The organism is Klebsiella ornithinolytica (assembly GCF_030505655.1).
Lineage (GTDB): Bacteria > Pseudomonadota > Gammaproteobacteria > Enterobacterales > Enterobacteriaceae > Klebsiella > Klebsiella ornithinolytica.
In genome coordinates this window covers 2,726,840-2,749,309 of the sequence record NZ_CP130153.1, presented here as the reverse complement: position 1 = coordinate 2,749,309, position 22,470 = coordinate 2,726,840, and the positions used below count along the sequence as shown (strand labels likewise).

24 protein-coding genes are annotated in these 22,470 nt (G+C 55.9%); 9 read left to right on the top strand and 15 right to left on the bottom strand.

Annotation, left to right across the window (positions count from 1 at the left end):
• Positions 1 to 164 precede the first annotated feature (164 nt).
• From Q1L34_RS13235 to sad, 7 genes are all read right to left on the bottom strand, one after another.
• Positions 165 to 605 carry a GNAT family N-acetyltransferase gene (locus Q1L34_RS13235; protein ID WP_004862154.1) on the bottom strand — a complete coding sequence of 147 codons (441 nt, stop codon included), beginning with the start codon at positions 603 to 605 and terminating at the stop codon, positions 165 to 167.
• A gap of 296 nt (positions 606 to 901) precedes the next feature.
• Positions 902 to 2,353 carry a tagaturonate reductase gene (locus Q1L34_RS13230; protein ID WP_064357036.1) on the bottom strand — a complete coding sequence of 484 codons (1,452 nt, stop codon included), beginning with the start codon at positions 2,351 to 2,353 and terminating at the stop codon, positions 902 to 904.
• 102 nt (positions 2,354 to 2,455) lie between these two features.
• Positions 2,456 to 2,983 (bottom strand): GNAT family N-acetyltransferase, encoded by a 528-nt coding sequence (locus Q1L34_RS13225; RefSeq protein ID WP_044349795.1) that lies wholly within the window; start codon positions 2,981 to 2,983, stop codon positions 2,456 to 2,458.
• Positions 2,984 to 3,061: 78 nt separating this feature from the next.
• Positions 3,062 to 4,486, bottom strand: a complete 1,425-nt coding sequence (locus Q1L34_RS13220; RefSeq protein WP_048023611.1) for a GGDEF domain-containing protein — start codon at positions 4,484 to 4,486, stop codon at positions 3,062 to 3,064.
• Between the two features lie 112 nt (positions 4,487 to 4,598).
• Positions 4,599 to 4,967, bottom strand: a complete 369-nt coding sequence (locus Q1L34_RS13215; RefSeq protein WP_004862162.1) for a DUF4186 domain-containing protein — start codon at positions 4,965 to 4,967, stop codon at positions 4,599 to 4,601.
• Positions 4,967 to 5,893 carry a glutaminase B gene (gene glsB / locus Q1L34_RS13210; protein ID WP_325938412.1) on the bottom strand — a complete coding sequence of 309 codons (927 nt, stop codon included), beginning with the start codon at positions 5,891 to 5,893 and terminating at the stop codon, positions 4,967 to 4,969. The genes Q1L34_RS13215 and glsB overlap by 1 nt, the downstream gene beginning before the upstream one ends.
• 79 nt (positions 5,894 to 5,972) lie before the next feature.
• On the bottom strand, positions 5,973 to 7,358 hold the full coding sequence (gene sad / locus Q1L34_RS13205) for a succinate-semialdehyde dehydrogenase (protein WP_327204564.1): 1,386 nt from the start codon (positions 7,356 to 7,358) through the stop codon (positions 5,973 to 5,975).
• Positions 7,359 to 7,476: 118 nt separating this feature from the next.
• Here sad and ptrR point away from each other — a divergent pair, with 118 nt between their 5' ends.
• Positions 7,477 to 8,355: a putrescine utilization regulator PtrR gene (ptrR, locus tag Q1L34_RS13200; RefSeq protein ID WP_004862169.1), complete on the top strand. Its 879-nt coding sequence runs from the start codon at positions 7,477 to 7,479 to the stop codon at positions 8,353 to 8,355.
• Here the strand turns inward: ptrR and Q1L34_RS13195 are convergent.
• A complete protein-coding gene (locus tag Q1L34_RS13195) occupies positions 8,309 to 8,791 on the bottom strand; it encodes a GNAT family N-acetyltransferase (RefSeq protein ID WP_071359417.1) in 483 nt (160 codons plus the stop codon). The two genes, ptrR and Q1L34_RS13195, sit on opposite strands and share 47 nt — an antisense overlap.
• A gap of 143 nt (positions 8,792 to 8,934) precedes the next feature.
• Between Q1L34_RS13195 and Q1L34_RS13190 the strand changes: the two genes are divergently transcribed.
• Positions 8,935 to 9,879 (top strand): L-lactate dehydrogenase, encoded by a 945-nt coding sequence (locus Q1L34_RS13190; RefSeq protein WP_015584294.1) that lies wholly within the window; start codon positions 8,935 to 8,937, stop codon positions 9,877 to 9,879.
• 61 nt (positions 9,880 to 9,940) lie between these two features.
• On the opposite strand, the gene Q1L34_RS13185 is transcribed toward Q1L34_RS13190, so the two are convergent.
• Complete coding sequence (locus Q1L34_RS13185) at positions 9,941 to 10,729, bottom strand: PhzF family phenazine biosynthesis protein (protein ID WP_032717476.1); 789 nt, start codon at positions 10,727 to 10,729, stop codon at positions 9,941 to 9,943.
• Between the two features lie 9 nt (positions 10,730 to 10,738).
• Positions 10,739 to 11,530 (bottom strand): PhzF family phenazine biosynthesis protein, encoded by a 792-nt coding sequence (locus tag Q1L34_RS13180; RefSeq protein WP_032724359.1) that lies wholly within the window; start codon positions 11,528 to 11,530, stop codon positions 10,739 to 10,741.
• Positions 11,531 to 11,734: 204 nt separating this feature from the next.
• Here Q1L34_RS13180 and Q1L34_RS13175 point away from each other — a divergent pair, with 204 nt between their 5' ends.
• Positions 11,735 to 12,934: a sugar transporter gene (locus Q1L34_RS13175; protein WP_004862182.1), complete on the top strand. Its 1,200-nt coding sequence runs from the start codon at positions 11,735 to 11,737 to the stop codon at positions 12,932 to 12,934.
• Between the two features lie 88 nt (positions 12,935 to 13,022).
• Here Q1L34_RS13175 and Q1L34_RS13170 read toward each other — a convergent pair whose 3' ends face one another.
• A complete protein-coding gene (locus Q1L34_RS13170; protein WP_004862185.1) occupies positions 13,023 to 13,691 on the bottom strand; it encodes a MarC family NAAT transporter in 669 nt (222 codons plus the stop codon).
• Positions 13,692 to 13,930: 239 nt separating this feature from the next.
• On the opposite strand from Q1L34_RS13170, the gene marR reads away from it, so the two are divergent.
• From marR to Q1L34_RS13150, 4 genes are all read left to right on the top strand, one after another.
• Positions 13,931 to 14,365, top strand: a complete 435-nt coding sequence (gene marR, locus Q1L34_RS13165; RefSeq protein ID WP_004862187.1) for a multiple antibiotic resistance transcriptional regulator MarR — start codon at positions 13,931 to 13,933, stop codon at positions 14,363 to 14,365.
• Positions 14,366 to 14,382: 17 nt separating this feature from the next.
• Positions 14,383 to 14,763, top strand: a complete 381-nt coding sequence (gene marA, locus Q1L34_RS13160) for an MDR efflux pump AcrAB transcriptional activator MarA (protein ID WP_004862191.1) — start codon at positions 14,383 to 14,385, stop codon at positions 14,761 to 14,763.
• A 30-nt stretch (positions 14,764 to 14,793) separates the two neighbouring features.
• Positions 14,794 to 15,000, top strand: a complete 207-nt coding sequence (gene marB / locus Q1L34_RS13155) for a multiple antibiotic resistance protein MarB (protein ID WP_004862194.1) — start codon at positions 14,794 to 14,796, stop codon at positions 14,998 to 15,000.
• A 190-nt stretch (positions 15,001 to 15,190) separates the two neighbouring features.
• On the top strand, positions 15,191 to 16,651 hold the full coding sequence (locus tag Q1L34_RS13150) for a TrkH family potassium uptake protein (protein WP_004862197.1): 1,461 nt from the start codon (positions 15,191 to 15,193) through the stop codon (positions 16,649 to 16,651).
• 89 nt (positions 16,652 to 16,740) lie between these two features.
• Here Q1L34_RS13150 and Q1L34_RS13145 read toward each other — a convergent pair whose 3' ends face one another.
• Positions 16,741 to 18,135 (bottom strand): MFS transporter, encoded by a 1,395-nt coding sequence (locus Q1L34_RS13145; protein WP_032717477.1) that lies wholly within the window; start codon positions 18,133 to 18,135, stop codon positions 16,741 to 16,743.
• 45 nt (positions 18,136 to 18,180) lie between these two features.
• A complete protein-coding gene (locus Q1L34_RS13140) occupies positions 18,181 to 19,269 on the bottom strand; it encodes a cellulase family glycosylhydrolase (RefSeq protein ID WP_015584289.1) in 1,089 nt (362 codons plus the stop codon).
• Positions 19,270 to 19,454: 185 nt separating this feature from the next.
• Between Q1L34_RS13140 and Q1L34_RS13135 the strand changes: the two genes are divergently transcribed.
• Together Q1L34_RS13135 and Q1L34_RS13130 are read left to right on the top strand one after the other, a co-directional pair.
• Entirely contained in the window at positions 19,455 to 20,462 is a 1,008-nt protein-coding gene (locus tag Q1L34_RS13135) for a LacI family DNA-binding transcriptional regulator (protein ID WP_048023619.1), read from the top strand.
• Between the two features lie 528 nt (positions 20,463 to 20,990).
• Positions 20,991 to 21,170, top strand: coding sequence for a hypothetical protein (locus Q1L34_RS13130; RefSeq protein WP_065906537.1), 180 nt, complete (start codon positions 20,991 to 20,993; stop codon positions 21,168 to 21,170).
• A 68-nt stretch (positions 21,171 to 21,238) separates the two neighbouring features.
• Here Q1L34_RS13130 and Q1L34_RS13125 read toward each other — a convergent pair whose 3' ends face one another.
• Both Q1L34_RS13125 and Q1L34_RS13120 read right to left on the bottom strand, forming a co-directional pair.
• Positions 21,239 to 21,400 (bottom strand): hypothetical protein, encoded by a 162-nt coding sequence (locus Q1L34_RS13125; RefSeq protein ID WP_004862211.1) that lies wholly within the window; start codon positions 21,398 to 21,400, stop codon positions 21,239 to 21,241.
• Between the two features lie 418 nt (positions 21,401 to 21,818).
• The gene (locus Q1L34_RS13120; RefSeq protein ID WP_004862214.1) at positions 21,819 to 22,301 is read right to left on the bottom strand and encodes a glutathione peroxidase; all 483 of its coding nucleotides are present in this window, start codon (positions 22,299 to 22,301) and stop codon (positions 21,819 to 21,821) included.
• Between the last annotated feature and the right edge of the window lie 169 nt (positions 22,302 to 22,470).

The window sequence follows — 22,470 nt, the reverse complement described above, 5'->3', positions numbered from 1 at the left end:
CCAGGAAAGATGGTGCACCAGCGAGAGATCCCACGCGGTGGCCAGCAGCGAAAGAAACATAATCAGGTTAATGGCGGTCTCGATGCGTTTTTCCATTTTTGATTCTCCTGAGTTGTTTTCAGCCGCCAGGCGACGCTGAACAACGGCTTTTCTTTTGACCTGTTTTAACAGGTGATGCGATAACGCACGTAATCATCAGCGGGAGTAAATTCGTCATACAGTCGACGGGCCGGATTGTCGGTGCGCGTATGCCAGTAAAGGCGCGACCATCCTTGCTCTTTGGCTTCCGCCCGTAGAGCCTGCATCAATTGCCGGGCAATGCCGCGGCCGCGGAGCTGCGGATCGACGAACAGGTCTTCCAGATAGCAAATCGGGGTTTTCACCCAGGTCCCTTCATGGAGGACGCAGATTGCAAAACCCGCTACGCGATCGTCGACCACGGCCACACGCCCCAGAACCGGTGAGCCGTGGTCCAGTAACCGCTGCCAGGTGTATTCCGTGACATCGGCCGGCTGCGGGCTGCCATAAAAAGAGGTATAGCCTTGCCAAAGCTGCAGCCATTGCGACTTGTCTTGCGCACAGACCTCGCGAATATCAACAACCATCGATTATCTCTCCTGATGTCCGAACTGGACCGGTTACGCGGGCGATCGATTAACGTTTTGCAGTTACGATGTCCCATTATTTTCCTGGCCTGACATTTCTTCAAGCGGCGGGGGCACAATTTGCCCTTATTCGTCTTTATCTGTACGCGCATTTACCGCTGTCTGGCGATTGTTGTTTTCAGCGCTACAGATCTGCGCGGTCTGTTTTTGATTTGCAGCCATTGTATGTTGTAACTAAATAAAGCAAGTTAATAACCCGGCCGTGGCCGGGTCAACGTTGATCGACGATGTTTAAATCAGCACAACGGCTTCACCGCTTCTCGCATGCCGCGCAGCAGAATGGCATCAAGATCCTGCGTTACCTGTTCAACCAGGCCATTAATCTGCGTCAGATCCTGCTCCCAATGAGAGGTCACCGATAGCACCGCTTTCACCAGTTCACGGGTGCCGATCTGCGCGTCGCGATGCTGCGCCCACAGGGTCTGGAAACGCGTCATCCATTCGGCGTCATCCTGCACCGGATAAGTTGCGCCATCGCGCTCCGCGCGATAGAAGGCAATCAACGCCGCCAGCGCAAAAGTCAGACGCGCCGGTAGTTTACCTGATTTCGCCTGCCCTGCCAGCAGCTGCGGCAGAATGCGGGTGCGGAATTTGGTCATGCCGTTTAGCGCAATGGAGAGCAGCTGATGTTTGATATACGGATTGCGAAAACGCCCTGTCACCGCGCTGGCAAAAGAGTCCAGTTCAGCGCGCGGCAGATCGAGCACCGGAATAATCTCTGTATATATCGCCTTCTCGACGAATGCACAAATCTCCGGGTCATTCATCGCTTCGCCGACGGTATCCAGCCCTGCCTGGTAGGCCACCGGTACCAGGGCGGTATGTGCGCCGTTAAGAATCGCCACTTTCCGCTCTTTGTACGGCTTAATATCATCAACAATCAGGACATTAAGTGGCAATTTATCCAGACGCAGTTCAGCGGCCAGCGATTTTGGCCCCTGGATAACAAACAGATAGAAGTGTTCGGCGGTGGCGAGGAAACCGTCTTTGTACCCCAGCTGCGCTTCGATCGCCGCGGCTTCATCACGCGGGTAGCCCGTTACGATACGGTCCACCAGCGTCGAGCAGAAAGCATTTGCCTCCTGCAGCCAGGTCATAAATGCCGCCGGCAGCGCCCATTCATGAGCATAGCGCAGCACCAGCTCGCGCAGCGCTTCGCCATTATAATCGATCAGTTCGCAAGGGATAATGATCCAGCCTTTATCCGCCGCGCCGGCGAAGTGGCTGTAACGCTCGTACAGCAGTCGGGTCAGTTTTGCCGGGTAGCTCACCGCCGGCGCATCTTCAAACCGATCGCCGGCGTGATAGCTGATGCCGGCTTCGGTGGTATTGGAAAACACAAAGCGCATATCCGGGTTATGAGCCAGCTGAAGGAAGGCGTCATAATCCGCGTAAACGCTGATTTCCCGGTTTACCGAACGGATCAGACGCGCATCGCTCACCGCCTCACCCCGTTCGTTCAAACCGCGGATAATGGTGGTGTACAGCCCATCCTGCGTGCTCAACGACGGGGGGAACGCGCTCTCTATGGGGCGAACAATCACCACGCCGGCGTTCAGGTCGGTATGCTCATTCAGCAGATCAAGCTGCCAGTCGACAAATGCCCGAAGAAAGTTACCTTCACCGAACTGGATGATACGTTCAGGGTACTGCGCGCCGGGAAAATCACGACGGTTTAATGTTTTCACAATAGGTTCCCTCGTAGAGTGGTCATACAACCTGAGTAATTGGTGTAATAACTTAACAGCTTTTCTAAGAGTAAAACCGTGTTTTGATCAAACCTGTCTCGGTTATTGCAGGATCTTATAGAACAGTGAGGTCGCCGTCATCGTTCCGTCCGGCATTAAGGCATAACGCGGAATTTCCCCGGCTTTTTCCCAGCCACACTGGACATAAAAGCGTTCTGCGCCGCTGCCGGTGGCCGTATCAAGGACCAGAACCGACTTGCCCTGCTCGCGGGCAAGTTGCTCCAGATAATTCATCAGCGCATTAGCCAGCCCCTGTCGCCGCGCATTTTGGTGAACCAAAAGTTTTGCCACGTCGGCGCGATGAGGCTGATTTTCCGGTTGATCGATGACCAGCTGTACCGTGCCGACAATCTGCCCGGCATGTTCGGCCACCAGCACGAGGCGCTCCCCGGCCGCCGCGCTTTCGGCGATGCGCAGCCAGAACGTTCGCGCCGTTTGCAACGAAAAAGGCAGCATAAAACTGACGGAGGCACCGCCGTTAACGCAATCGGCCAGAATATCGCTCAGCGGGGAAAGGTTTTCGAGAATATCAGCACGCGAAAGCGTACGAAGAGAAAAGGATGTGGTCATTGGTCGCTCCATGAAATTGACCACATCACTATCTTTTTAACTTATATTTAACACAAGCGGAATTGTCATTGCGTTTTCTTATGGCTGATGTTCCGCCAGCGTCGGCGTACAAATCCGATTGCGCCCGGCTTCCTTCGCATTAATAAGATAATCATCGGCAGCCATCAGCAGTTGATTAAACAGCTCGGTGATCCGCCCGCCGCCGACCGGACGACACTCCAGCCCCATGCTCAGGGTCAGTTTAATCTTGTGCGGCCCCCAGACGAAGGTTTGCGCCGCCACGCCCTGGCGAATTTTCTCCGCCAGCAGCTGACCCTCCTGCGGCGTCGCGCTCAACATGGCAACGGCAAACTCCTCCCCGCCAATACGCGCCACCAGCCCCTGCTCGCCCACCAGATCCCGCACCCGCTGGGCGAACTGAGTCAGCACGCAATCTCCGCACTCATGACCCCAGCTATCGTTGACCCGCTTAAAGTCATCGATATCCAGCAACATCACGGTAAGCTGCTGCGTTTCTGATTGCGGTTGACGCTTCAGCGCCTCGCTCAGACCGGAACGCGAGTAAACCCGCGTCTGGAAATCAAAATCAGCCCGCAGCGCCAGCTGTTTCACCAGGTTATTAATCGCGTCAACACTTGAGGCCACAATCACCGGGCTGATTAACATCGCCGCAATGCCAAGGCGGGTCGAGAACAGCTGCCATGGCTGCAGATGCGCATCGGGAGAGAGATGAACTAATGCATTCGCCACCAGCAGGATCTCCCCGATTCCGGTGAGGAAAGTCAGCAGGCAGGTCAGCGGCAGCGGATAACGAATCGCACACCAGATCAGCGCAGGCAGCGGGAAAGTGATACTTTCGGCTCCCCCTACGGCGACGCCAAGGATAATGGACAGCACCAGCACCATGACCGGTAGCAGCTGACTCCAGCGGAAGCCGCTGAACGTCGAAGGGATCGTCACCGTCAGGATAAACGGCAGGATCAGCACCGCCGTCGAGAACTGTTCGCTAAACCAATCGGCCAGCAGAGAGATAAATGTCTCCCGCTCGACATCCATCGATCCAAGCGTCCCCACGGCGGCGCTCAGGAAAGCGGCCAGCAGACAGTAACAGAACAAATTCAGCACATTGATCGGGCCCGGCATGGAATCAGTCCGTCGCTTATCCCACAGCAACAGTTGCGCCAGGCTGACGATAAAGACAATATTCGAGAAATTAATCAGCAGCGAGGCAAAGCCCATTCCCCAGCGTGAGGTCAGGCCGTCGTACACCATCATCGCCACAAAACAGGTGGCATAAAAATAGCTACGATTGAGCCAGACATAGCGGGCGAAGATCCCGACCATCACGGCATTCAGCGGCCAGAAAAAGGACAGTTCCTGGACCAGACGCAGCATGGCACCGAAAAAATGGAGCAACAACGTTAAGGTGAATAACACCAGCGCGTCACGCACGGGGTGTTCCTCACGAAACAGCGTGAATAACCGAATCGACAGTGAAGACATTCAGTGATTATCCGTCTAATTGTTTCAGGCAATTATTATGTTAATAATTAGTTAGCGGATTATCATAACATGAGAATATTTATCCAGCATACCCATGGCGGATAAATGCGCATTATTGACCTCCAGATGAATTCATCTGGATAACCAGCCAGCGATGGATCACCTGCACCACATAGCGCTGCTCCCGGTCTGTCAGTTCACGGCCGGCGGGAATATCATGCCACTTCGCGAGACAGCCACGACAGCAGGTGGCGGTGGCATGTTGGGCGATAAATACCGGGTGCCCGCGCATCGGCGTCTGTTTACCGTCATTCGCAATATGCGCTGGCGCCAGCCGGCGGGCAATAAAATCCGCCGCGTGCTGGTCAATGATCTCCGGCCCTTTATCGACACAGTACTCCCGCTCTTTGCGACCAAGATGGAAGCGGGAACGAAAGGTCGACCGCTGGAGACGGGCAAATAAGGAATCTATGTTGGCCATCAGAATATCGACCTTCCCAGGCGTTGGGTCAGTTTTTCCAGTACCGCGGTTCCCGCCAGCGAGTTACCGGCCGCATCCAGCTCCGGACTCCACACCGCGATAGCCATCTCCTGCGGGACAATGGCGACAATACCACCGCCTACCCCTGATTTTGCCGGCAGTCCGACGCGCCAGGCAAATTCGCCGGCATTCTGATACATCCCGCTGGTCATCATTAAGGCATTCACCTGCCGCGACTGGATCGGGGCAATTACCGGGGTATCCAGATGCGGAGCCACTCCGCGATCGGCGAGAAACAGAAACGTCCGCGCCAGTTCGACACAGCTCATTTCCAGCGAGCAGTAGTGAAAATAGTTTTGCAGGACCGTCGCGACATCATTATGGAAGTTGCCGAACGATTTCATCAGCCATGCGATCGCGGCATTACGCGCCGAATGTTCGAACTCCGAACGCGCCACCACCGGATCATACCCGATATCCGTTACTCCGCTCAGACGACGCACGATTTCCAGCATCCTCTGTCGCGGCGCGCTCAGTCGGCTTTGCAACATATCGCAGACCACCAGCGCACCGGCATTAATAAACGGGTTGCGCGGTTTGCCCTGCTCGATTTCCAGCTGTAATAATGAATTGAACGGCTGTCCGGAAGGATCTTTCCCCACCCGCTGCCAGATCTCCTCCTCCTGATAGTGGTTCATCGCCACCACCAGGCTCAGCACTTTAGAGATGGACTGAATGGAAAAACGCTCGTGGGCATCGCCGGCAGAATAGTGTTGACCCTCCACCGTACAAATCGCCACACCCAGCTTATTACCGCTTACGCTTGCCAGCGCCGGAATATAATCCGCCACTTTGCCACGCCCAATTAGCGGCCTGATTTCTGCCAGAATCGTCTCCAGCATTGCATTATTGATGACCGTCGCCACACCCGGCTCCTTGCCCGCCGTCAAAATTCGGGCTGCGAGTATAGCAGAGCACGACGACGATCGTCAGGTGCGACTTCCGTTAGCGACGGTCTTTCCATACGGTCTGGACGTTGCAGAACTCATGCAGGCCAAAGTGGGACAGCTCGCGACCAAAGCCGCTCTTCTTCACCCCGCCAAACGCCACGCGCGCATCGCTGGCGCTGTAACCGTTGATAAAGACGCCACCGCACTCCAGCTCGCGAGAAAAACGCCCGGCTTCATCGACGCTTGCGGTAAACACGGTCGCCGACAGGCCGAATTCGCTGTCATTTGCCAGCGTCAGCGCATGGGCGGCGTCTCGCGCCACGGTAATGGTCGCCACCGGACCAAACAGCTCCTGGCGGAATCCGGTCATCTCCGGGGTCACGTTGCCCAGTACCGTTGGCGCATAGTAGTTACCCTGCCCGGCGATTTTCTCCGCCCCAAGCAGCAGGGTCGCCCCTTCAGCCAGGGTGGCCGTTACCTGTTGATGCAGCTCATCACGCAGATCGAATCGCGCCATTGGCCCGAGGTAATTGGCCTCATCACGCGGATCGCCCATCTTCAGCGCTTCAACCGCGGCAACAAACTTTTTGCTGAAGGCTTCGGCAATCCCGGCCTCAACGATAAAGCGCTTCGCGGCGGCACAAACCTGCCCGGTATTTTGATAGCGGCCAATCACCGCGGCTTTTACCGCTTCATCGAGATCGGCATCATTCAGGACGATAAACGGATCGGAACCGCCCAGTTCAAGAACGCATTTCTTCAATGCCGCGCCGGCCTGGGCGCCAATCGCTTTCCCGGCGCGTACGCTGCCGGTTACCGTCACCGCGGCAATACGCGAATCGTTGATCATCCGGGATACGCCGTCATTGGTCGCATTAACCCAGCCAAATACGCCGGCCGGCAGCCCTGCCTGATTAACGATCTCGCCAATCAGCGCCGCGCTCCCCATCACGTTCGGCGCATGTTTCAACAGATAGCTATTCCCCGCCAGCAGAATCGGTACCGCACCGCGCAGAACCTGCCACAGCGGGAAGTTCCACGGCATAATGGCGAGAATCGCGCCCAGCGGACGATACTCAATCACCGCATTGTTATTTTCCACCTGAGTGGCTTCGGTCGCCAGCATGGCCGGGCCGTGTTCCGCATACCAGTCGCAGAGATTGGCGGATTTAGTCACCTCACCACGAGCCTGGGCAATCGGTTTACCCATCTCCAGGCTGATCATTTGCGCCATCTCTTCGGCGCGGGCGCGCAGCGCATTACCGACTTTACGCAGGGCGTCAGCGCGCTGTTCGAGACTGACGTGACGCCACTGACGATAACCTTGCTCAGCAAGCGCAATCGCCGAATCCACCTCTTGTTCGCTCGCACAGGGCAGAGACGACACCCTTTCTCCCGTGGCCGGGTTGACGGAAACCGCGTGAGTTGCAGATAAATTCATCGTTATGCTCTCTCTGTTGATGACGAATGTTGATTGCGAATTGACCTCATTCTGGCTTACCCTGCTTTTCATTGAAAATGAATAATATTAAGCAACCTATTCACAAAAGAAGAACACTATGGACCTGACCCAGCTTGAGATGTTTAACGCCGTCGCCAGCACCGGCAGCATTACCCAGGCCGCGCAGAAGGTGCACCGCGTCCCGTCAAATCTGACGACCCGAATTCGCCAGCTGGAGGCCGACCTCGGCGTCGAGCTGTTTATTCGTGAGAATCAGCGCCTGCGCCTTTCGCCGGCGGGACACAGCTTTTTGCGCTACAGCCAGCAGATCCTCGCGCTGGTCGATGAAGCCCGAATGGTGGTCGCCGGAGATGAGCCGCAGGGGCTGTTTTCGCTGGGTTCCCTGGAGAGTACCGCCGCGGTTCGCATTCCCTCGACGCTGGCGCTTTATAACCAGCGCTACCCGAAAATCCATCTCGCGCTTTCTACCGGCCCTTCCGGAACGATGATTGATGGCGTACTGGAGGGCACCTTAAGCGCCGCATTTGTCGACGGGCCGCTGGTCCATCCCGGCCTTGAGGGATTACCGGTCTTTCCGGAAGAGATGATGATTGTGGCGCCCTTCGGCCATCCGCCGATTACCCGCGCCAGCGAGGTGAACGGCAGCAGCGTCTACGCCTTTCGCGCTAACTGTTCCTATCGCCGCCATTTTGAGAGCTGGTTCCACGCCGACCGGGCAACGCCGGGGCGGATCCATGAAATGGAGTCCTATCACGGGATGCTGGCCTGCGTCATTGCCGGCGCCGGGCTGGCGCTGATCCCGCGTAGTATGCTGGAGAGTATGCCCGGCCATCATCAGGTGTCGGCCTGGCCGCTGGCCGAAGAGTGGCGCTGGCTGACAACCTGGCTGGTCTGGCGGCGCGGAGCGAAAACCCGTCAGCTGGAGGCGTTTATAGCGCAGCTGAACGAAGATCGGCAACGAGCAGTTTCTCCATAAACAGGCTCAACGGGTCCGGTTGATAGGGTGCGAAGGCGCTGCGGGTCTGATAACCCCAGCGGGTATACAACCTGACCGCCGCCTGCTGATGAACTCCCGTCTCCAGCCGCACGGTATGGCAGTCCCGGCGCAGCGCTTCCGTTTCCAGCGCCTCCAGCAGCCGTTCGCCAAGCTTTTGCCCACGATGATCCGGGTCGATAAACACCCGCTTCATCTCCCCAACCCCATCGTGGCCGAGCACAATCGCCCCGCAGCCGACCGCCTGTTGGTGGGCATCGCGGATCAGCAGCACAATCACCGACTCCACCGCCAGCTGGCTCAAATCCACGAGGTGGTTGCTCTCGGCCGGATAGAGGGATTTCTGATAGGCATCGAGGCGAGCAATCAGCGCCGTCAGATGCGGATCGGTTATGGCTGTCGGGGCGATGGTATACATAGGCGAGCTCCTTTTTTCGCCTACTGTAGCGCAGCGCATACCCCCTTTCTCATAGTTTTAACTTATACAACCCGCCGCCACTTGCGCTAAGCAATTGAACCGCAGTAATTTTATGCCATGACGCTTGATATCGGGAATGGGCCATGAATACCAAAGCACGCAAGGTGATGATTATCGGTGCCGGCAATGTCGGCACCTCAGCGGCTTACGCATTGTTAAACCAGACTATCTGCGAGGAGCTTATCCTTGTGGACCTCGATAGGGCCAGAGCACAGGCACATGCTCAGGATCTTAGCGATGCAGCCGCCTATATGCCGGGGATGATGACCATTTCAACCCGGGAGGTCAGCGACTGTGCCGATGTCGATATCGCGGTGATTACCGTTTCCGGCGGATCGCTGAAACAAGGCCAGACCCGCCTTGACGAGCTGAACGCCACCGCCAAAATCGTTAACAGCATCGTTCCACAGATGATGGACAACGGCTTCAACGGCCTCTTTCTGGTGGCCACCAACCCCTGCGATATTATTACCTGGCAGGTATGGAAGCTGTCCGGACTCCCGCGTAGCCAGGTGATAGGCACCGGCGTCTGGCTGGATACCACCCGCTTGCGGCGGGTGCTCGCCCAGGCACTCGATATTGGCGCCCAGAGCATCGATGCTTTTATTCTCGGCGAACATGGCGATACGCAGTTTCCGGTCTGGTCGCATTCGTCGGTTTACGGTTCCCCGATTGCCGATGTTTACCTGAAACATACCGGCCAGCGGCTGGATCGCCAGCAGATCGCGGAGAAGGTTCGCACCCTTGGCTTTGAAATTTACGCCGGGAAAGGCTGCACCGAGTACGGCGTCGCCGGCACCATCGCCGAGATCTGTCGCAATATTTTCACCGGCAGCCACCGTGCACTGGCTATTTCGTGCATTCTTGACGGCGAATACGGTATGTATGATGTCGCGGTTGGCGTACCGGCGGTACTGACGCAGAGCGGCGTCCAGCAGATTATTGAACTGCAACTGGCCGACGATGAAGCGGCGCAATTCCGCCGCTCTGTTGAGGTGATTAAAGCCAATATCGCCCGTCTCGGCTAGATTCGCTTCTCTGCCGTTGATGCCCGCTTTACGCGGGCATCCTGCTCTCACGGGTTTAGATTCAGCGCAGCAAAATTCTCCCCTGCAGCCAGGTCACCGCCTGGCCGGCCATCAGCACGCGATCGCCCTTCAGCTCACAGCGAATATCGCCGCCGCGCGCCGATATCTGACGGGCCAGCATTTTACTTTTCCCCAGTTTCGCGCTCCAGAACGGGATCAGCATGGTATGCGCCGAACCGGTGACCGGATCCTCCCATACCGCTTCTCCCGGGGAGAAAAAGCGGCTGACAAAGTCATACTCGCCATCGCCGGGGGCGGTAATCGTCACCTTATGTTCTCCGGGCGTCATTGCCGCGATATTCGGGCGCACGGCGGCAACCTCTTCGCGGCTGGCCAGCTCGATAAGCCATGCCCGGCCACGGTGGGCGCTTACGTACCGCTCAAGGCCTAATCCGGCGAGCAGGGCTGCAGGCGGGGTGCTCTCTTGCGTGGCACTCGCCGGGAAATCCAGGGTCAGCCAGCCCCCTTCCCGGCTCACGGTCAGACGACCGGAGGCGGTCGCAAAATGAATCGCCGCGTGCGGAAAGTCGAGGTGATGAAAAATAACGTGTGCGCTGGCGAGAGTGGCGTGCCCACACAGATTCACTTCATTGCGGGTCGTGAACCAACGCAGAGAAAACGCCTCTCCCTCGCGCACCACGAAGGCGGTTTCAGACTGATTATGCTCCTGCGCCATTTTGAGCAAAATATCATCCGCCAGCCACGCGTCCAGCAGGCACACCGCCGCCGGGTTACCGGCAAAAGGCCGTTCACTGAACGCTGAAACCAGATACATGGGGATCTCTTTCACGGTATCTCCTTAGCGTAGCGTAATGGTGCCGGTCATGTACGTTGTCGCCTGCCCGCCAATCAGCACCCGATCGCCCAGCCACTGACAGCGCAGATCGCCCCCGCGGGCGGAGACCTGCCGCGCCTGCAGCGTCGTTTTGGCCAGTTTTTCCCCCCAGTAGGGAATTAGCATACTGTGCGCCGAGCCGGTCACCGGGTCTTCAACAACGCCCTCGCCCGGGCAGAAAAAGCGGCTGACGAAATCATATTCATCATCGGCGGCGCTGACGCAGATCATTTTGCCCGTCCGCTCAAGCAATGACATATTCGGCCGCACGGCTTCCACCTGCTGGCGGTTTTCGAGGATCACCAGATAATCCCGCCCTTCGCGAATCTCTACGGCCTTATCCAGCCCAAGTCCGGCCAGCAGCTCCGGCGGCGGGGCGATAACCGGGGTGGTTTGCCACGCCGGGAAGTCTAACGTCAGCCAGTCGCCGTTACGCGTCACCCTCAGTTCCCCCACAAAACGGGTACTGAACACCACCGTGGTGGAAGGATGGTCGAGATATTCAAAGATAATGTGCGCCGAGGCCAGCGTGGCGTGACCGCAGAGGTTAATCTCATGCAGCGTGGTGAACCAGCGCAGCTCATAACCCTCATCGGTACGCACAAAAAAGGCGGTCTCGGACTGGTTGTGCTGCTGCGCCATACTCAGCAGCGTGTCGTCGGGTAACCATTCGGTGAGTGGGCACACCGCGGCGGCATTACCGCCAAAATTGCGATCGCTGAAGGCATCTACCAGGTAAAAATCAATTTCCTGCATCATACAACGCTTCCTGTTTTTACTTTTCTTCAACATGACATAAAAGCGGGTCATGTACACGATCTATATAAAAATGAATCCGTTAGCTTATAAATGCCGCCTGATGCCATAGTGAGATCCAGATCACAAAACGATTGTATTTTCACCAGCAATCGTTTTAAGATCGAGACCTCTTCTTCCTCTTTAGTAACCAGCTCAGAACCTATGATTACAAACACGGTTTCACGCAGGGTCGCGTGGCTTCGGGTAGTCACGCTTGCGATCGCCGCTTTCATTTTTAACACCACCGAGTTCGCTCCGGTCGGTCTGCTGTCCGACATTGCCGACAGCTTCGGCATGGAGACCGCTCAGGTGGGTATGATGCTGACCATCTATGCGTGGGTGGTCGCGTTAATGTCGCTGCCGTTTATGCTGCTGACCAGCCAGATGGAGCGCCGCCGCCTCCTGATCGGCCTGTTCATTCTGTTTATTGCCAGCCATGTGCTGTCGTTCTTTGCCTGGAGCTTCAACGTTCTGGTGATCAGCCGCATCGGGATCGCCTTTGCCCACGCGGTCTTCTGGTCGATAACCTCTGCATTAGCAATACGTCTGGCGCCGCCGGGCAAACGTGCGCAGGCGCTGAGTCTGATTGCAACCGGCACCGCGCTGGCGATGGTATTCGGCATTCCTATCGGCCGCATCATCGGGCAGTATTTTGGCTGGCGGACCACCTTCCTGGCGATCGGTCTGGGGGCGCTGGTGACGCTGGTGTGCCTGTTTAAGCTGCTGCCTAAACTGCCCAGCGAGCATTCCGGTTCGTTGAAAAGCCTGCCGGTGCTGTTCCGTCGCCCGGCGCTGCTGAGCATCTATCTGCTGACCGTCATCGTGGTGACCGCACATTACACCGCCTACAGCTATATTGAACCATTTGTACAAACGGTAGCCGGTATGAGCGGTAATTTTGCCACCGTGCTGCTGCTGATCCTCGGCGGCGCAGGGATCATCGGCAGCGTGCTGTTTGGTAAACTGGGCAACCAGCATGCTTCCGGGCTGATTAGCATCGCCATTGGCCTGCTGCTGGTCAGCCTGCTGCTGCTGCTGCCGGCATCGCAAAACGCTCACCACCTGATGGTGTTAAGCATCTTCTGGGGCATCGCGATCATGATTATTGGTCTGGGGATGCAGGTGAAGGTTCTGGCGCTGGCGCCGGATGCCACCGATGTGGCGATGTCGCTGTTTTCAGGGATCTTTAATATTGGTATCGGCGCGGGCGCGCTGGTCGGCAGCCAGGTCAGCACGCATCTTTCGATGGACGCGATCGGCTACGTCGGGGCGATTCCGGCGCTGGTGGCGCTGGTGTGGTCAATCATGATATTCCGCCGCTGGCCGGTGTCGCTGGACGATCATCAGCCTCACCACTCCTGAACGGGATGACGAAAGAAAAAAGCCTGCCGGTTGTTCCATCGGCAGGCTTTTTTATTCGCGGGTCGTCAGTGAAGCGACGGCGACGTTATCAGGCGTGGTAGGTGGTAATAATTTCCAGCACACCGTTGATAATAAACTGTACGCCCATGCACACCAGCAGGAAGCCCATCAGGCGCGAAATCGCTTCGATTCCCCCTTTCCCCACCAGACGCATGATTGCCCCAGAGCTGCGCAGGCAGCCCCAGAGAATAATCCCGACCAGGGCAAAGATAATCGGCGGCGCCACCAGCACCACCCAGTTCGGAAAATCGACGCCATGCTTCACCGTCGATGCCGTACTGATCAGCATGGCGATGGTCCCCGGCCCGGCGGTGCTCGGCATGGCCAGCGGCACAAACGCGATATTGGCCGTCGGTTCATCCACCAGCTCTTCGGATTTGATCTTCGCTTCCATCGAGTCATGCGATTTCTGCTGCGGGAAGAGCATCCGAAAACCGATGAAGGCCACAATCAACCCGCCGGCAATGCGCAGGCCGGGAATAGAGATGCCGAAGGTGCTCATCACCACCTGACCGGCATACCAGGCAACCATCAGGATAATGAATACGTACACCGAGGCCATCAGCGATTGTTTGTTGCGCTCCTCGTTGTTCATATTGCCAGCCAGCCCGAGGAACAACGCAACGGTCGTCAGCGGGTTCGCCAGCGGTAAAATCACCACCAGCCCCAGACCTATCGCCTGAAAGAGTTCAATCATAATGAATTAAGGCCCCGTTAATTTTTCACTATTAAAAAGTTTTGCCGCGCCAGTATAACTTTGCTCGTCAATATCATTCCAGCGCTTATCACCCGGCCGGTGCAGCGCCCCACCGCCGCTTCAGCCAGGGCCAGAAGTCTGCTTTAGCAAATCGTGTCATCGTCTAATCCCTCAGGTTGACATATTATTGCCTGGGCAATAATATCAGCAGCAATTAACTACTTGCCTGGGCAACCATTGTGAAAAACACCAGCGATCTGTTTAACGAAATGATCCCCCTCGGTCGCTTGATCCAAATGGTTAACCAGAAAAAAGATCGCCTGCTCAACGAATATCTCTCGCCGATGGATATTACTTCCACCCAGTTTCGGGTGCTTTGTTCCATTCGTTGCGAAGTATGTATTACCCCCGTTGAGCTGAAAACCGTGCTGTCGGTCGACCCAGGCGCAATGACGCGCATGCTCGACCGTCTGGTCTGTAAAGGCTGGATTGAACGGTTACCCAACCCCAATGACAAACGCGGCGTACTGGTGCAGCTAACACCAGACGGTGCAGCCCTTTGTGAGCAGTGTCATCAGGTTGTGGGTCAGAAATTGCACCAGGAATTAACAAAAAATCTGTCGGCGGATGAAGTGGTCAATCTTGAGCATTTACTCAAAAAAGTCCTGCCGTAATAAGAAGAGGTAAGATGATGTCCAGACGCAATAATGACGCCATCACTATCCATAGTATTTTGTCGTGGATTGAAGATAACCTGGAATCGCCCCTGTCGCTGGAAAAAGTGTCCGAGCGTTCTGGTTACTCCAAATGGCACCTGCAAAGAATGTTTAAAAAAGAGACCGGTCACTCCTTAGGCCAGTACATCCGCAGTCGCAAGCTGACGGAAATCGCGCAAAAACTCAAGCAGAGCAATGAGCCGATTTTGTACCTGGCAGAACGTTACGGTTTCGAATCGCAACAAACGCTGACGAGAACCTTTAAAAACTACTTCGACGTTCCGCCGCACAAATATCGCATGACCAATATGCCGGGTGAATCCCGCTATCTGATGCCACTAAACAACTGCTGTTAATCGCCTGCAACAAGACGTATTGAGGAAATCATGAAACTATTCGCTACCGCGGCCATGGTCCTGGTCGGCCTGGTCTCCAGCCAGAGCTATGCGGAGCAAACGACTACGCCGGTTCGCCACAATCACCGCGACGCGATGATTATGCCTTCCGAACATAACGACTCTCCATTTGATTTCAATCATATGGCTGCCGGTAGCGACAAATCGGATGAGCTGGGCGTACCGTATTACAATTAACTGCACTACCCGAGCATTTCGCCCCGTTTACGGGGCTTTTTTTTGCGCCTCTGACAACAACGGATCGCGAACCCTGACTGTCCCCAGGTGGCCGTTTACTGCGCTCCCTCAACTCAATTTGTCCCCCAATATCATATAATTCCTTATCCCTGTTCATCGTAGTTACGCTCGCGAAACGATAAGACCGCCGATGTACATTTCAACCCGGTTTAAAATTGTTCTTCACCTGTGTGGGTTTCTGGTTTTGCTCTACAGCCTGACCATGATCCCGCCGATGCTGATTGCGCTGTTCGCCAAAGAGCGCAGCGTTTTTGCCTTTTTTTCGACCTTTGTTCTCGCCTTCTCTGGCGGTTTGCTCTGCTGGCGGGCGACGCATCAGTCGAAGGTTAATCTCGAAACCCGCGATGGTTTTCTGATTATCGTGCTGTTCTGGCTGCTGTTTTCCGCCATCAGCGCTTTGCCGCTGTGGTTAAATGACGAACTACGCCTGTCGATAGCCGACGCCCTGTTTGAGGGCGTCTCGGGGATTACCACCACCGGGGCGTCAGTATTTCATGACGTCTCTTCGCTACCCGTGTCGATCCTCTATTACCGCGCCCAGCTCAATTTTGTGGGCGGCTTAGGGGTTATCGTGCTCGCTGTGGCGGTGTTGCCGCTGCTGGGCATCGGGGGAATGAAGCTTTATCAGTCCGAGATGCCCGGTCCGTTTAAAGAGGAGCGTCTGACGCCGAGGCTGGCGGATACTGCCAGAAGTCTGTGGCTCACCTATATGCTGCTGGGAGGCGCCTGTACTCTTGCTTTTTTCCTTGCCGGGATGTCGTTTTTTGATGCCCTTTGTCACGGGCTATCGACGGTGTCGCTGGGAGGGTTCTCCACGCATACGGAAAGCATCGGTTACTACCAGAGCGATGCAATAGAACTGGTGGCCGGGGCCTTTTCTCTGCTCTCGGCCCTTAACTTCACCCTCTATTTTGTGGCTATCGCGCGTCGTAGTCTGAAACCGTTTCGCCGCAGCACCGAGATGCATTTCTTTTTCCTGGTGGTGGCGCTGGTGGTGGCGGTGGTCACTTTCGAAGTGTGGCGTGCGGGGATGTACAGCCTGCCCAAATCGTTGGTCCACGCCTTTTTTCTCACCAGTTCTATGATCACCGATAACGGTCTGGCAACGGCGGATTATGCCTCCTGGCCGCCGGAAATTATCGTGCTGCTGCTGTCAGCGAGCTTTTTCGGCGGCTGTGTCGGGTCGACCTGCGGGGGAATTAAGGCGCTGCGTTTTCTGATCCTCTTCAAGCAGAGCCGCCACGAGGTACATCAATTAGCCCATCCCCGGGCAATCATGAGTATCCGCGTCGGAAACGCAATCATCACCGATCGCGTGCTGCGTTCGGTGTGGAGTTTCTTCTTTCTGTATATCCTCACGACCTGCCTATTTGTCTGGCTGCTGAATCTACAGGGCTACGATCTGCTGACATCGTTTGCATCGGTTGCCGCCTGCATTAATAACATGGGCCTCGGTTTTGGGGCGACCGCCGATGGCTTCGCTGGCCTGAATGATGTATCGAAATACCTGATGTGTATGGCGATGCTGCTGGGGCGACTGGAGATCTATCCGCTACTGATTCTGCTTTCGCGTACATTCTGGCGTAGTTAGCGGAGACGGCTTCCGGCTATTCTCCAGACAGTTGATCGCGCTCCGGCGCTGAGAAGAATACATAACGCCTGCAGTGCAGGCGTTAGTGGTTAGTTCACCGTGGCCGGATGCGCCAGACGTCCCTCGTCCTCACCCTGCTGCTCTTTCTCGTGCCTGCGCTCCGCCAGTAGTCGGCAGATCTCCGCATGCTTCTCCTCGGTAAAGGTAAAGCGCGACATAAACACCAGCCGGATCAGCGAGCCTATGGCCGGGAGCAGGCAGATACCAAAGAACAGCCCCGACAGCACACCGTCACTCTGGGTGGGCGCCTGCGGCACATAGCCGATCATCGTCAGAAACACGCCGATTAACCCGCCGCCGACCGCAACCGACATCTTGCCGGTAAAGGTTTGTCCGGAGAAGGTGATCGCCGCGCAACGCTTGTGGGTGTGGTACTCCGCATATTCGATGGTGTCGGCAATCATCGACGAGGTGAGGATATTGGTCATCATCACGAACAGCGTACTCAGGCCAAGCAGGGTAAACAGCATGGCCGCGTGCTGATATCCGACAAACCACATCACCACGCGTACCGCGACATCCAGCCCGCAGAGGATCATAAACAGCTTCCGCTTCTGCATCCTGCGCGTCAGCATCGGGGCGACAAGGCACACCACCGCCGCCATAATCCCCATCACGCCGATCGCCATCTGCAGGCTGCCGTCCCCCATATTGTTGATAAAGAAGTAGATATAGAGGCCACCGGCCACGTTGTGAAACACGCAGAAAAAGAACGACAGCAGAACGATAAACAGCGGCTTGTTCTGGCGCAGGTTATGGAAGGTGTCACGTATCGTCACCTTTTCCGGACTCGGCGGCACGCGCTCCTTAATCTGCATAAAGCCGTTGAGCATCAGCGGCAGGCCTACCAGCATCATGACCAGCGCCGCCATAAAGTAGCCTTTGTCGTTGCTGTAGTGCGCGAAAAACGCCGCCAGTTTCGGGAAGAAGATATTGGCGCAGGCGATCCCGGCGTTGACCCCCAGCATGGCCGCCGTCACCGCGCGGGTGCGCTGCCCGGAGTCATTGGTCATCACCGACGACATCGACCAGAACGGAATATCAGAGATGGCGTACAGCGTCCCCCACAGAATGTACGTCACCCCGGCGTAGAGAATTTTAGTGGTCATGTCCGCTTCGATTTTATAGAACGACAGCAGCGTGACGCCGGTAATCAGTACCGGGGCAATCAGCAAAAAGTGGCGAAACTTGCCGAACCGGGTGTTAATGGTATCCATTATGCTGGCAAATAGCGGATCGTGAACCGCGTCCCACGCGCGGGCAATCAGGAAGATGGTACTCGCCGCCAGTGCCGAGATCCCCAGCACGTCGGTGTAGAAATAGTTAATAAACGAACCCACTAAACCAAAGCTAAAACACTGACCTAAACCATAACCAAAATAAGACCACAACTCGCGAGACGGTATTTTCATTGTCATTGCCATAGTGCGTACCTGGTTGCCCGGCGGCAGGCCGCCGGGTGGATATTATTAGCCCTGAGCCTGCGGGGCAATCTGACGGAGCTTCTTCATTAAGGCCATTTCACTGCGCGAAAACGGGATACCGTTCTCCTCAAATACATCGTGGAACCAGAGACGGCAGTAGTCCGTGGACTCTTTCATCACTACCGGCCACGGCAGCCACGTCTGCGTTTTGCCGCGCACCAGTCCCCACTGATACGGAGCGATCTTCGCCGCGTACATCAGCGGGAGTTGCTCTTCGATGGTGCTGCCCACGTGGCGGGCCAGCCATTCGGTGCAGAAGATTGGTCGCCCAAGCGCCTGCAGCTGCTGGATAATCGCGGTCATACGCCCGGTATTGGTGTAGGCGTGGAAACTCACCACGTCTGATAACGCCAGCGCGGTCTGATCCAGCGGATGCTGATAAAACGTCTCGCCCTCCTCCTCCGCCGGCAGACGCCAGGCGCAGACGGTAAGCGGCTGAGTCGGATCCTCTTCACGCGCCCAGCGGAACGCCAGTTTCATCAGCTCATGCGCGCAGGTCTCCAGCTTCGCGTCATACTGCACCTCTTGCGTACCGGTTGCGAAAATGCCGCGGTTGCCCGGCTCGTTATACAGATCCCACAGCAGCACGCGGCTGTCGTCGCGGAACTGGCGGACAACGTCGCGAATATAGCGCTCAATATGCGGCCAGCAGTCGGGATCGCAGACCTTGTCGCGTCCCGGGCTCGCGGCCGCCTGGCTGTTGTGCTTACCCGGCACCGGCGGTTTTTGCGGCCCCAGATAGGGCTCATCACCGGAGAAACCGCAGTCGTCCATCAGAGTCAGCATGGTGCTGAATCCGCGACTGTCGGCGAGGGTCAGAAACTTGTCGATACGCGCTATCAGGCCGTCGCGATCGTCTTCCCAGACAATAAACGGCAGGTTGATACGCAGGGTGTTGTAGCCCGCCTCCGCCGCCCAGCCTAGTTCGCGATCGATGGTCTCGGCATCGAAAGTCTCTTGCTGCCAGATATCGGTCCAGTTCACTGCCGTTGACGGCAGGTAGTTGAACCCGCACAGCCACCCCTTCTGCTGATACCACGCCTGCGCCTGCGCTTTACTCCACTGCTCTTTCATTACGCGTCCTCTTGCTGATAATATTTAGCTAATAAATATTAGCCGCAGGATAAATGCGCAAATCACCACGCGAAGAAAAGCGACAGCCTTCACAAAGTTCACGCTTCGGTGAATGAGAAACGTGATCGACAGCGCGTAAGCGAGCAGTTAGGGTATGATGCGGTGACGCGAGAGGGAGAGGACGAATGAAGCGAAAGACTAAAGTCACGATGAATGATATTGCGCGAACGGCGGGCGTGTCTCAGGCGACGGTATCGCTGGTGCTCAACCAGTCGCGCAACATCAAGCTCAGCGACGACACCCGCCAGCGGGTCATCAGCGTGGCGACCGAACTCGGCTACGACCGCCTGCCCGCCATTCATGCGCCGCGCAACCAGGAAGAAATCGCCCTGCTGGTGAGCTCCCTGCAAAGCTTTGATCCGTTTATCGACGCCATCAGCCAGGCGCGGGAAGCCGCGTGGCGCAACGAAGCGCTGCTGACCGTTTACGACTATGGCGATGACGTGGAGCTGGCGCTGAACATTATCCGCCAGCTGGAGAAGCGCAACTGCGTGGGGATTATTCTCGCCTCCCCCGTGACCACCCTTGTCGACATGACTGCTTTTCAGGACTGCAGCCGTATTCCGCTGGTGCTGCTCAACCAGCGCGACCCCGGCTCGCCGCTGCTGCCGTCGTTTATTCCGGACGACTACGCCAACGCCTTCCAGGTGACAAAACACCTTATCGCCTGCGGCGCAAAGCGTATTGCCCACATCACCGGGGAGAGCTGGATGGAAGCCTCCCGCCAGCGTCTGGCCGGCTACCAGGCCGCGCTGCAGCAGGCCGGTTTAGCGTGTGACGACAGTCTGGTGCGCCAGACCAACTGGCAGTTCAGCGAGTCTTTTACCGCCACCACCTCTCTGCTGGCGCTGGATGAACGCCCGGACGCCATCTTCTGCGCCAGCGACTGGCTGGCGATCGGTTGCTATCAGGCGCTGGCGGTAAACGGCATTGGCATCCCCCAGGATATGCTGCTGGCGGGCTATGATGACCAGAAAATCTCCGAGCAGCTCACCCCGCCGCTGACCAGTATCCAGCTGCCATACAGCGAGCTGGGACGCCTGGCGGTGGAGTACCTGTGCAACCAGGAAGATGCCGCCACGCACGTGATGCTGGCGGGCAGGCTCAAGGTGCGGACATCGAGCCTCGTCTGAGGTGAGGACCCTTCTGGCACAAGGCTCGCCGCCGGCGTGGCGCGTAACTTACGGCTATTGACTATCCGAGCGTGCAGAACCGCATCGATCGGCAACGATGTCCTGAAGATCTGTGCGCGAGGCGGCTACGCTTTTCACGCGACCATGATAGACCGCCGAATTAACGTGTCCGGTATCGCCAGCGCCATTAACGCCGGCGAGATGTCTCGCCCAGGCTGGAAGGCGAACGGTCGCTTTCATCGTCCCCAGGGGTTGGGGAAATGGTTGCGATGATCTGTCTGTTCGACCGAAAGCATATTTCGTAACCTTATCTGCCCTGCATTGCTAAACACCCGCGGTTACCACTCATCAGCAGGTTTTAAACTTATTCATGGCTAATAATCAAGCGGTCCCACAAAAATCCGTTACGTGCGTAACGATAAGGCCGATAATTGCACTTCCCTGTCTTTTTTTAAAAGATCAGATGCTCAGAAAATATCGGGTGTTTTTTAATTCCTCATGTAATTATATTCGCTGCAAGGAGATGCAATGCGCTATACCCATTTTTTAATGGTTCCTGAAATCGGCGCGAGCCGCCTCAACCAGACGCTGAAAAAAGACGCACAGACCATGCCTTTTTATGTCGTTTTCGATAACAGAGAAAACCGACAGCATTATGGCTATATCTCTTGTCAACAGGCAAAAGTCAGGGGAATATTTAGTCAGTAAGTTTGATTAAAAACCATTCCTCCTCATGCTGTCTTGATTAAGAAGAGGAATATTAATTTATTAAAAAATCAGTACCCTGCAGCTTTATTGGCGGCTTTTATACGCTTATTCATGGCGTCTTTTTCTTGTTTGTCATGGGCCTGCATTATCCCGCCCGCAGCATCCACCCAATCATTTGCGGTACATCCTGATAATCCCACGCTCAGCATAAACGCAAAAACATACTTCATATTCGCCCCATCCCCTGATTATTGTAGAAATAACGTCCATGTAATACACAAAGTATTCGACGCTGACGTCGTTACTTTAACAAGAAAAAGGCATTATGAACAAGACGAGAATTTCCAATCCGCTACGCTATAACGGCCAGAAATGAATTCTGACGTTATTCATTTAATATACAGAAGAGAAAATAGAACTTAACACACTTCATTTTAAAGGGTGAACTTGTCTGTTGTTTAGCGTGGCGTCGCCTGGATGCGGGATGTTGCCAGAAGGCCGCGTCGGGGCATTGGACATCCCCCCGTTCCCCCTGCGATGGTTGACAGAAGAAAGCAAGAAGCCCTTTGCTTTCTCTCTCTTCTCAGACGGATTTAATCAGTTGGTCGGCAGCAGCTAAAAAATGAATGGCCCGAATGACAAGAGCACTTAGATTTCAAGTGCAGCACGGATTATGGTTTCCATTTTCTCCGGCGTGACGAACGGTGCAAAACGCCTGAGCGGTTTACCGTCGCGTCCAATCAGAAATTTAGTGAAGTTCCACTTGATCCGCCCACCCAGTACACCGGGCAGTTCATCTTTCAGGAAACGAAACACCGGGTGCGCTGCGGCCCCGTTCACCTCTACTTTCTCGAACATCGGGAAGCTCACACCGTAGTTGATGTGACAGGTCCGGGCGATTTCGTCGGCGCCGCCGGGCTCCTGCTTACCGAACTGATTACAGGGGAAACCAAGCACCACAAGCCCCTGGGCGGCGTACTTTTTGTACAGCGCTTCAAGACCGGCGTATTGCGGCGTGAAGCCACAGTGGCTGGCGGTATTCACCACCAGAACCAGTTTGCCGGCGTAGTCGGCCATAGAGATGCGCTGGCCACGCAGACTGTTGGCCGTCAGTTCATAAAAGGCGGTCATGTCGGAATCCTCAGAGCAGAACCCGTTCGACACCGACATGACTACGCAGCGTGTTGCTGCACGGGAATATCGCGTGGAGAGCGGCAAGTTGTTCCTGCTGATGATAACCCGGTAGGTCCTGAATCGCGACGTCAAGTTTTAGTAAGAGCAATGCCGGCGGTGGTGGCCT

Bases quoted from the DNA above. Each gene is read 5' to 3' on its own strand.
- Q1L34_RS13235 (WP_004862154.1), bottom strand. From the start codon at position 605: ATGGTTGTTGATATTCGCGAGGTCTGTGCGCAAGACAAGTCGCAATGG.
- Q1L34_RS13225 (WP_044349795.1), bottom strand. From the start codon at position 2,983: ATGACCACATCCTTTTCTCTTCGTACGCTTTCGCGTGCTGATATTCTC.
- Q1L34_RS13220 (WP_048023611.1), bottom strand. From the start codon at position 4,486: ATGTCTTCACTGTCGATTCGGTTATTCACGCTGTTTCGTGAGGAACAC.
- Q1L34_RS13215 (WP_004862162.1), bottom strand. From the start codon at position 4,967: ATGGCCAACATAGATTCCTTATTTGCCCGTCTCCAGCGGTCGACCTTT.
- sad (WP_327204564.1), bottom strand. From the start codon at position 7,358: ATGAATTTATCTGCAACTCACGCGGTTTCCGTCAACCCGGCCACGGGA.
- ptrR (WP_004862169.1), top strand. From the start codon at position 7,477: ATGGACCTGACCCAGCTTGAGATGTTTAACGCCGTCGCCAGCACCGGC.
- Q1L34_RS13195 (WP_071359417.1), bottom strand. From the start codon at position 8,791: ATGTATACCATCGCCCCGACAGCCATAACCGATCCGCATCTGACGGCG.
- Q1L34_RS13190 (WP_015584294.1), top strand. From the start codon at position 8,935: ATGAATACCAAAGCACGCAAGGTGATGATTATCGGTGCCGGCAATGTC.
- Q1L34_RS13180 (WP_032724359.1), bottom strand. From the start codon at position 11,530: ATGCAGGAAATTGATTTTTACCTGGTAGATGCCTTCAGCGATCGCAAT.
- Q1L34_RS13175 (WP_004862182.1), top strand. From the start codon at position 11,735: ATGATTACAAACACGGTTTCACGCAGGGTCGCGTGGCTTCGGGTAGTC.
- Q1L34_RS13170 (WP_004862185.1), bottom strand. From the start codon at position 13,691: ATGATTGAACTCTTTCAGGCGATAGGTCTGGGGCTGGTGGTGATTTTA.
- marA (WP_004862191.1), top strand. From the start codon at position 14,383: ATGTCCAGACGCAATAATGACGCCATCACTATCCATAGTATTTTGTCG.
- marB (WP_004862194.1), top strand. From the start codon at position 14,794: ATGAAACTATTCGCTACCGCGGCCATGGTCCTGGTCGGCCTGGTCTCC.
- Q1L34_RS13150 (WP_004862197.1), top strand. From the start codon at position 15,191: ATGTACATTTCAACCCGGTTTAAAATTGTTCTTCACCTGTGTGGGTTT.
- Q1L34_RS13145 (WP_032717477.1), bottom strand. From the start codon at position 18,135: ATGGCAATGACAATGAAAATACCGTCTCGCGAGTTGTGGTCTTATTTT.
- Q1L34_RS13140 (WP_015584289.1), bottom strand. From the start codon at position 19,269: ATGAAAGAGCAGTGGAGTAAAGCGCAGGCGCAGGCGTGGTATCAGCAG.
- Q1L34_RS13135 (WP_048023619.1), top strand. From the start codon at position 19,455: ATGAAGCGAAAGACTAAAGTCACGATGAATGATATTGCGCGAACGGCG.
- Q1L34_RS13130 (WP_065906537.1), top strand. From the start codon at position 20,991: ATGCGCTATACCCATTTTTTAATGGTTCCTGAAATCGGCGCGAGCCGC.
- Q1L34_RS13125 (WP_004862211.1), bottom strand. From the start codon at position 21,400: ATGAAGTATGTTTTTGCGTTTATGCTGAGCGTGGGATTATCAGGATGT.
- Q1L34_RS13120 (WP_004862214.1), bottom strand. From the start codon at position 22,301: ATGACCGCCTTTTATGAACTGACGGCCAACAGTCTGCGTGGCCAGCGC.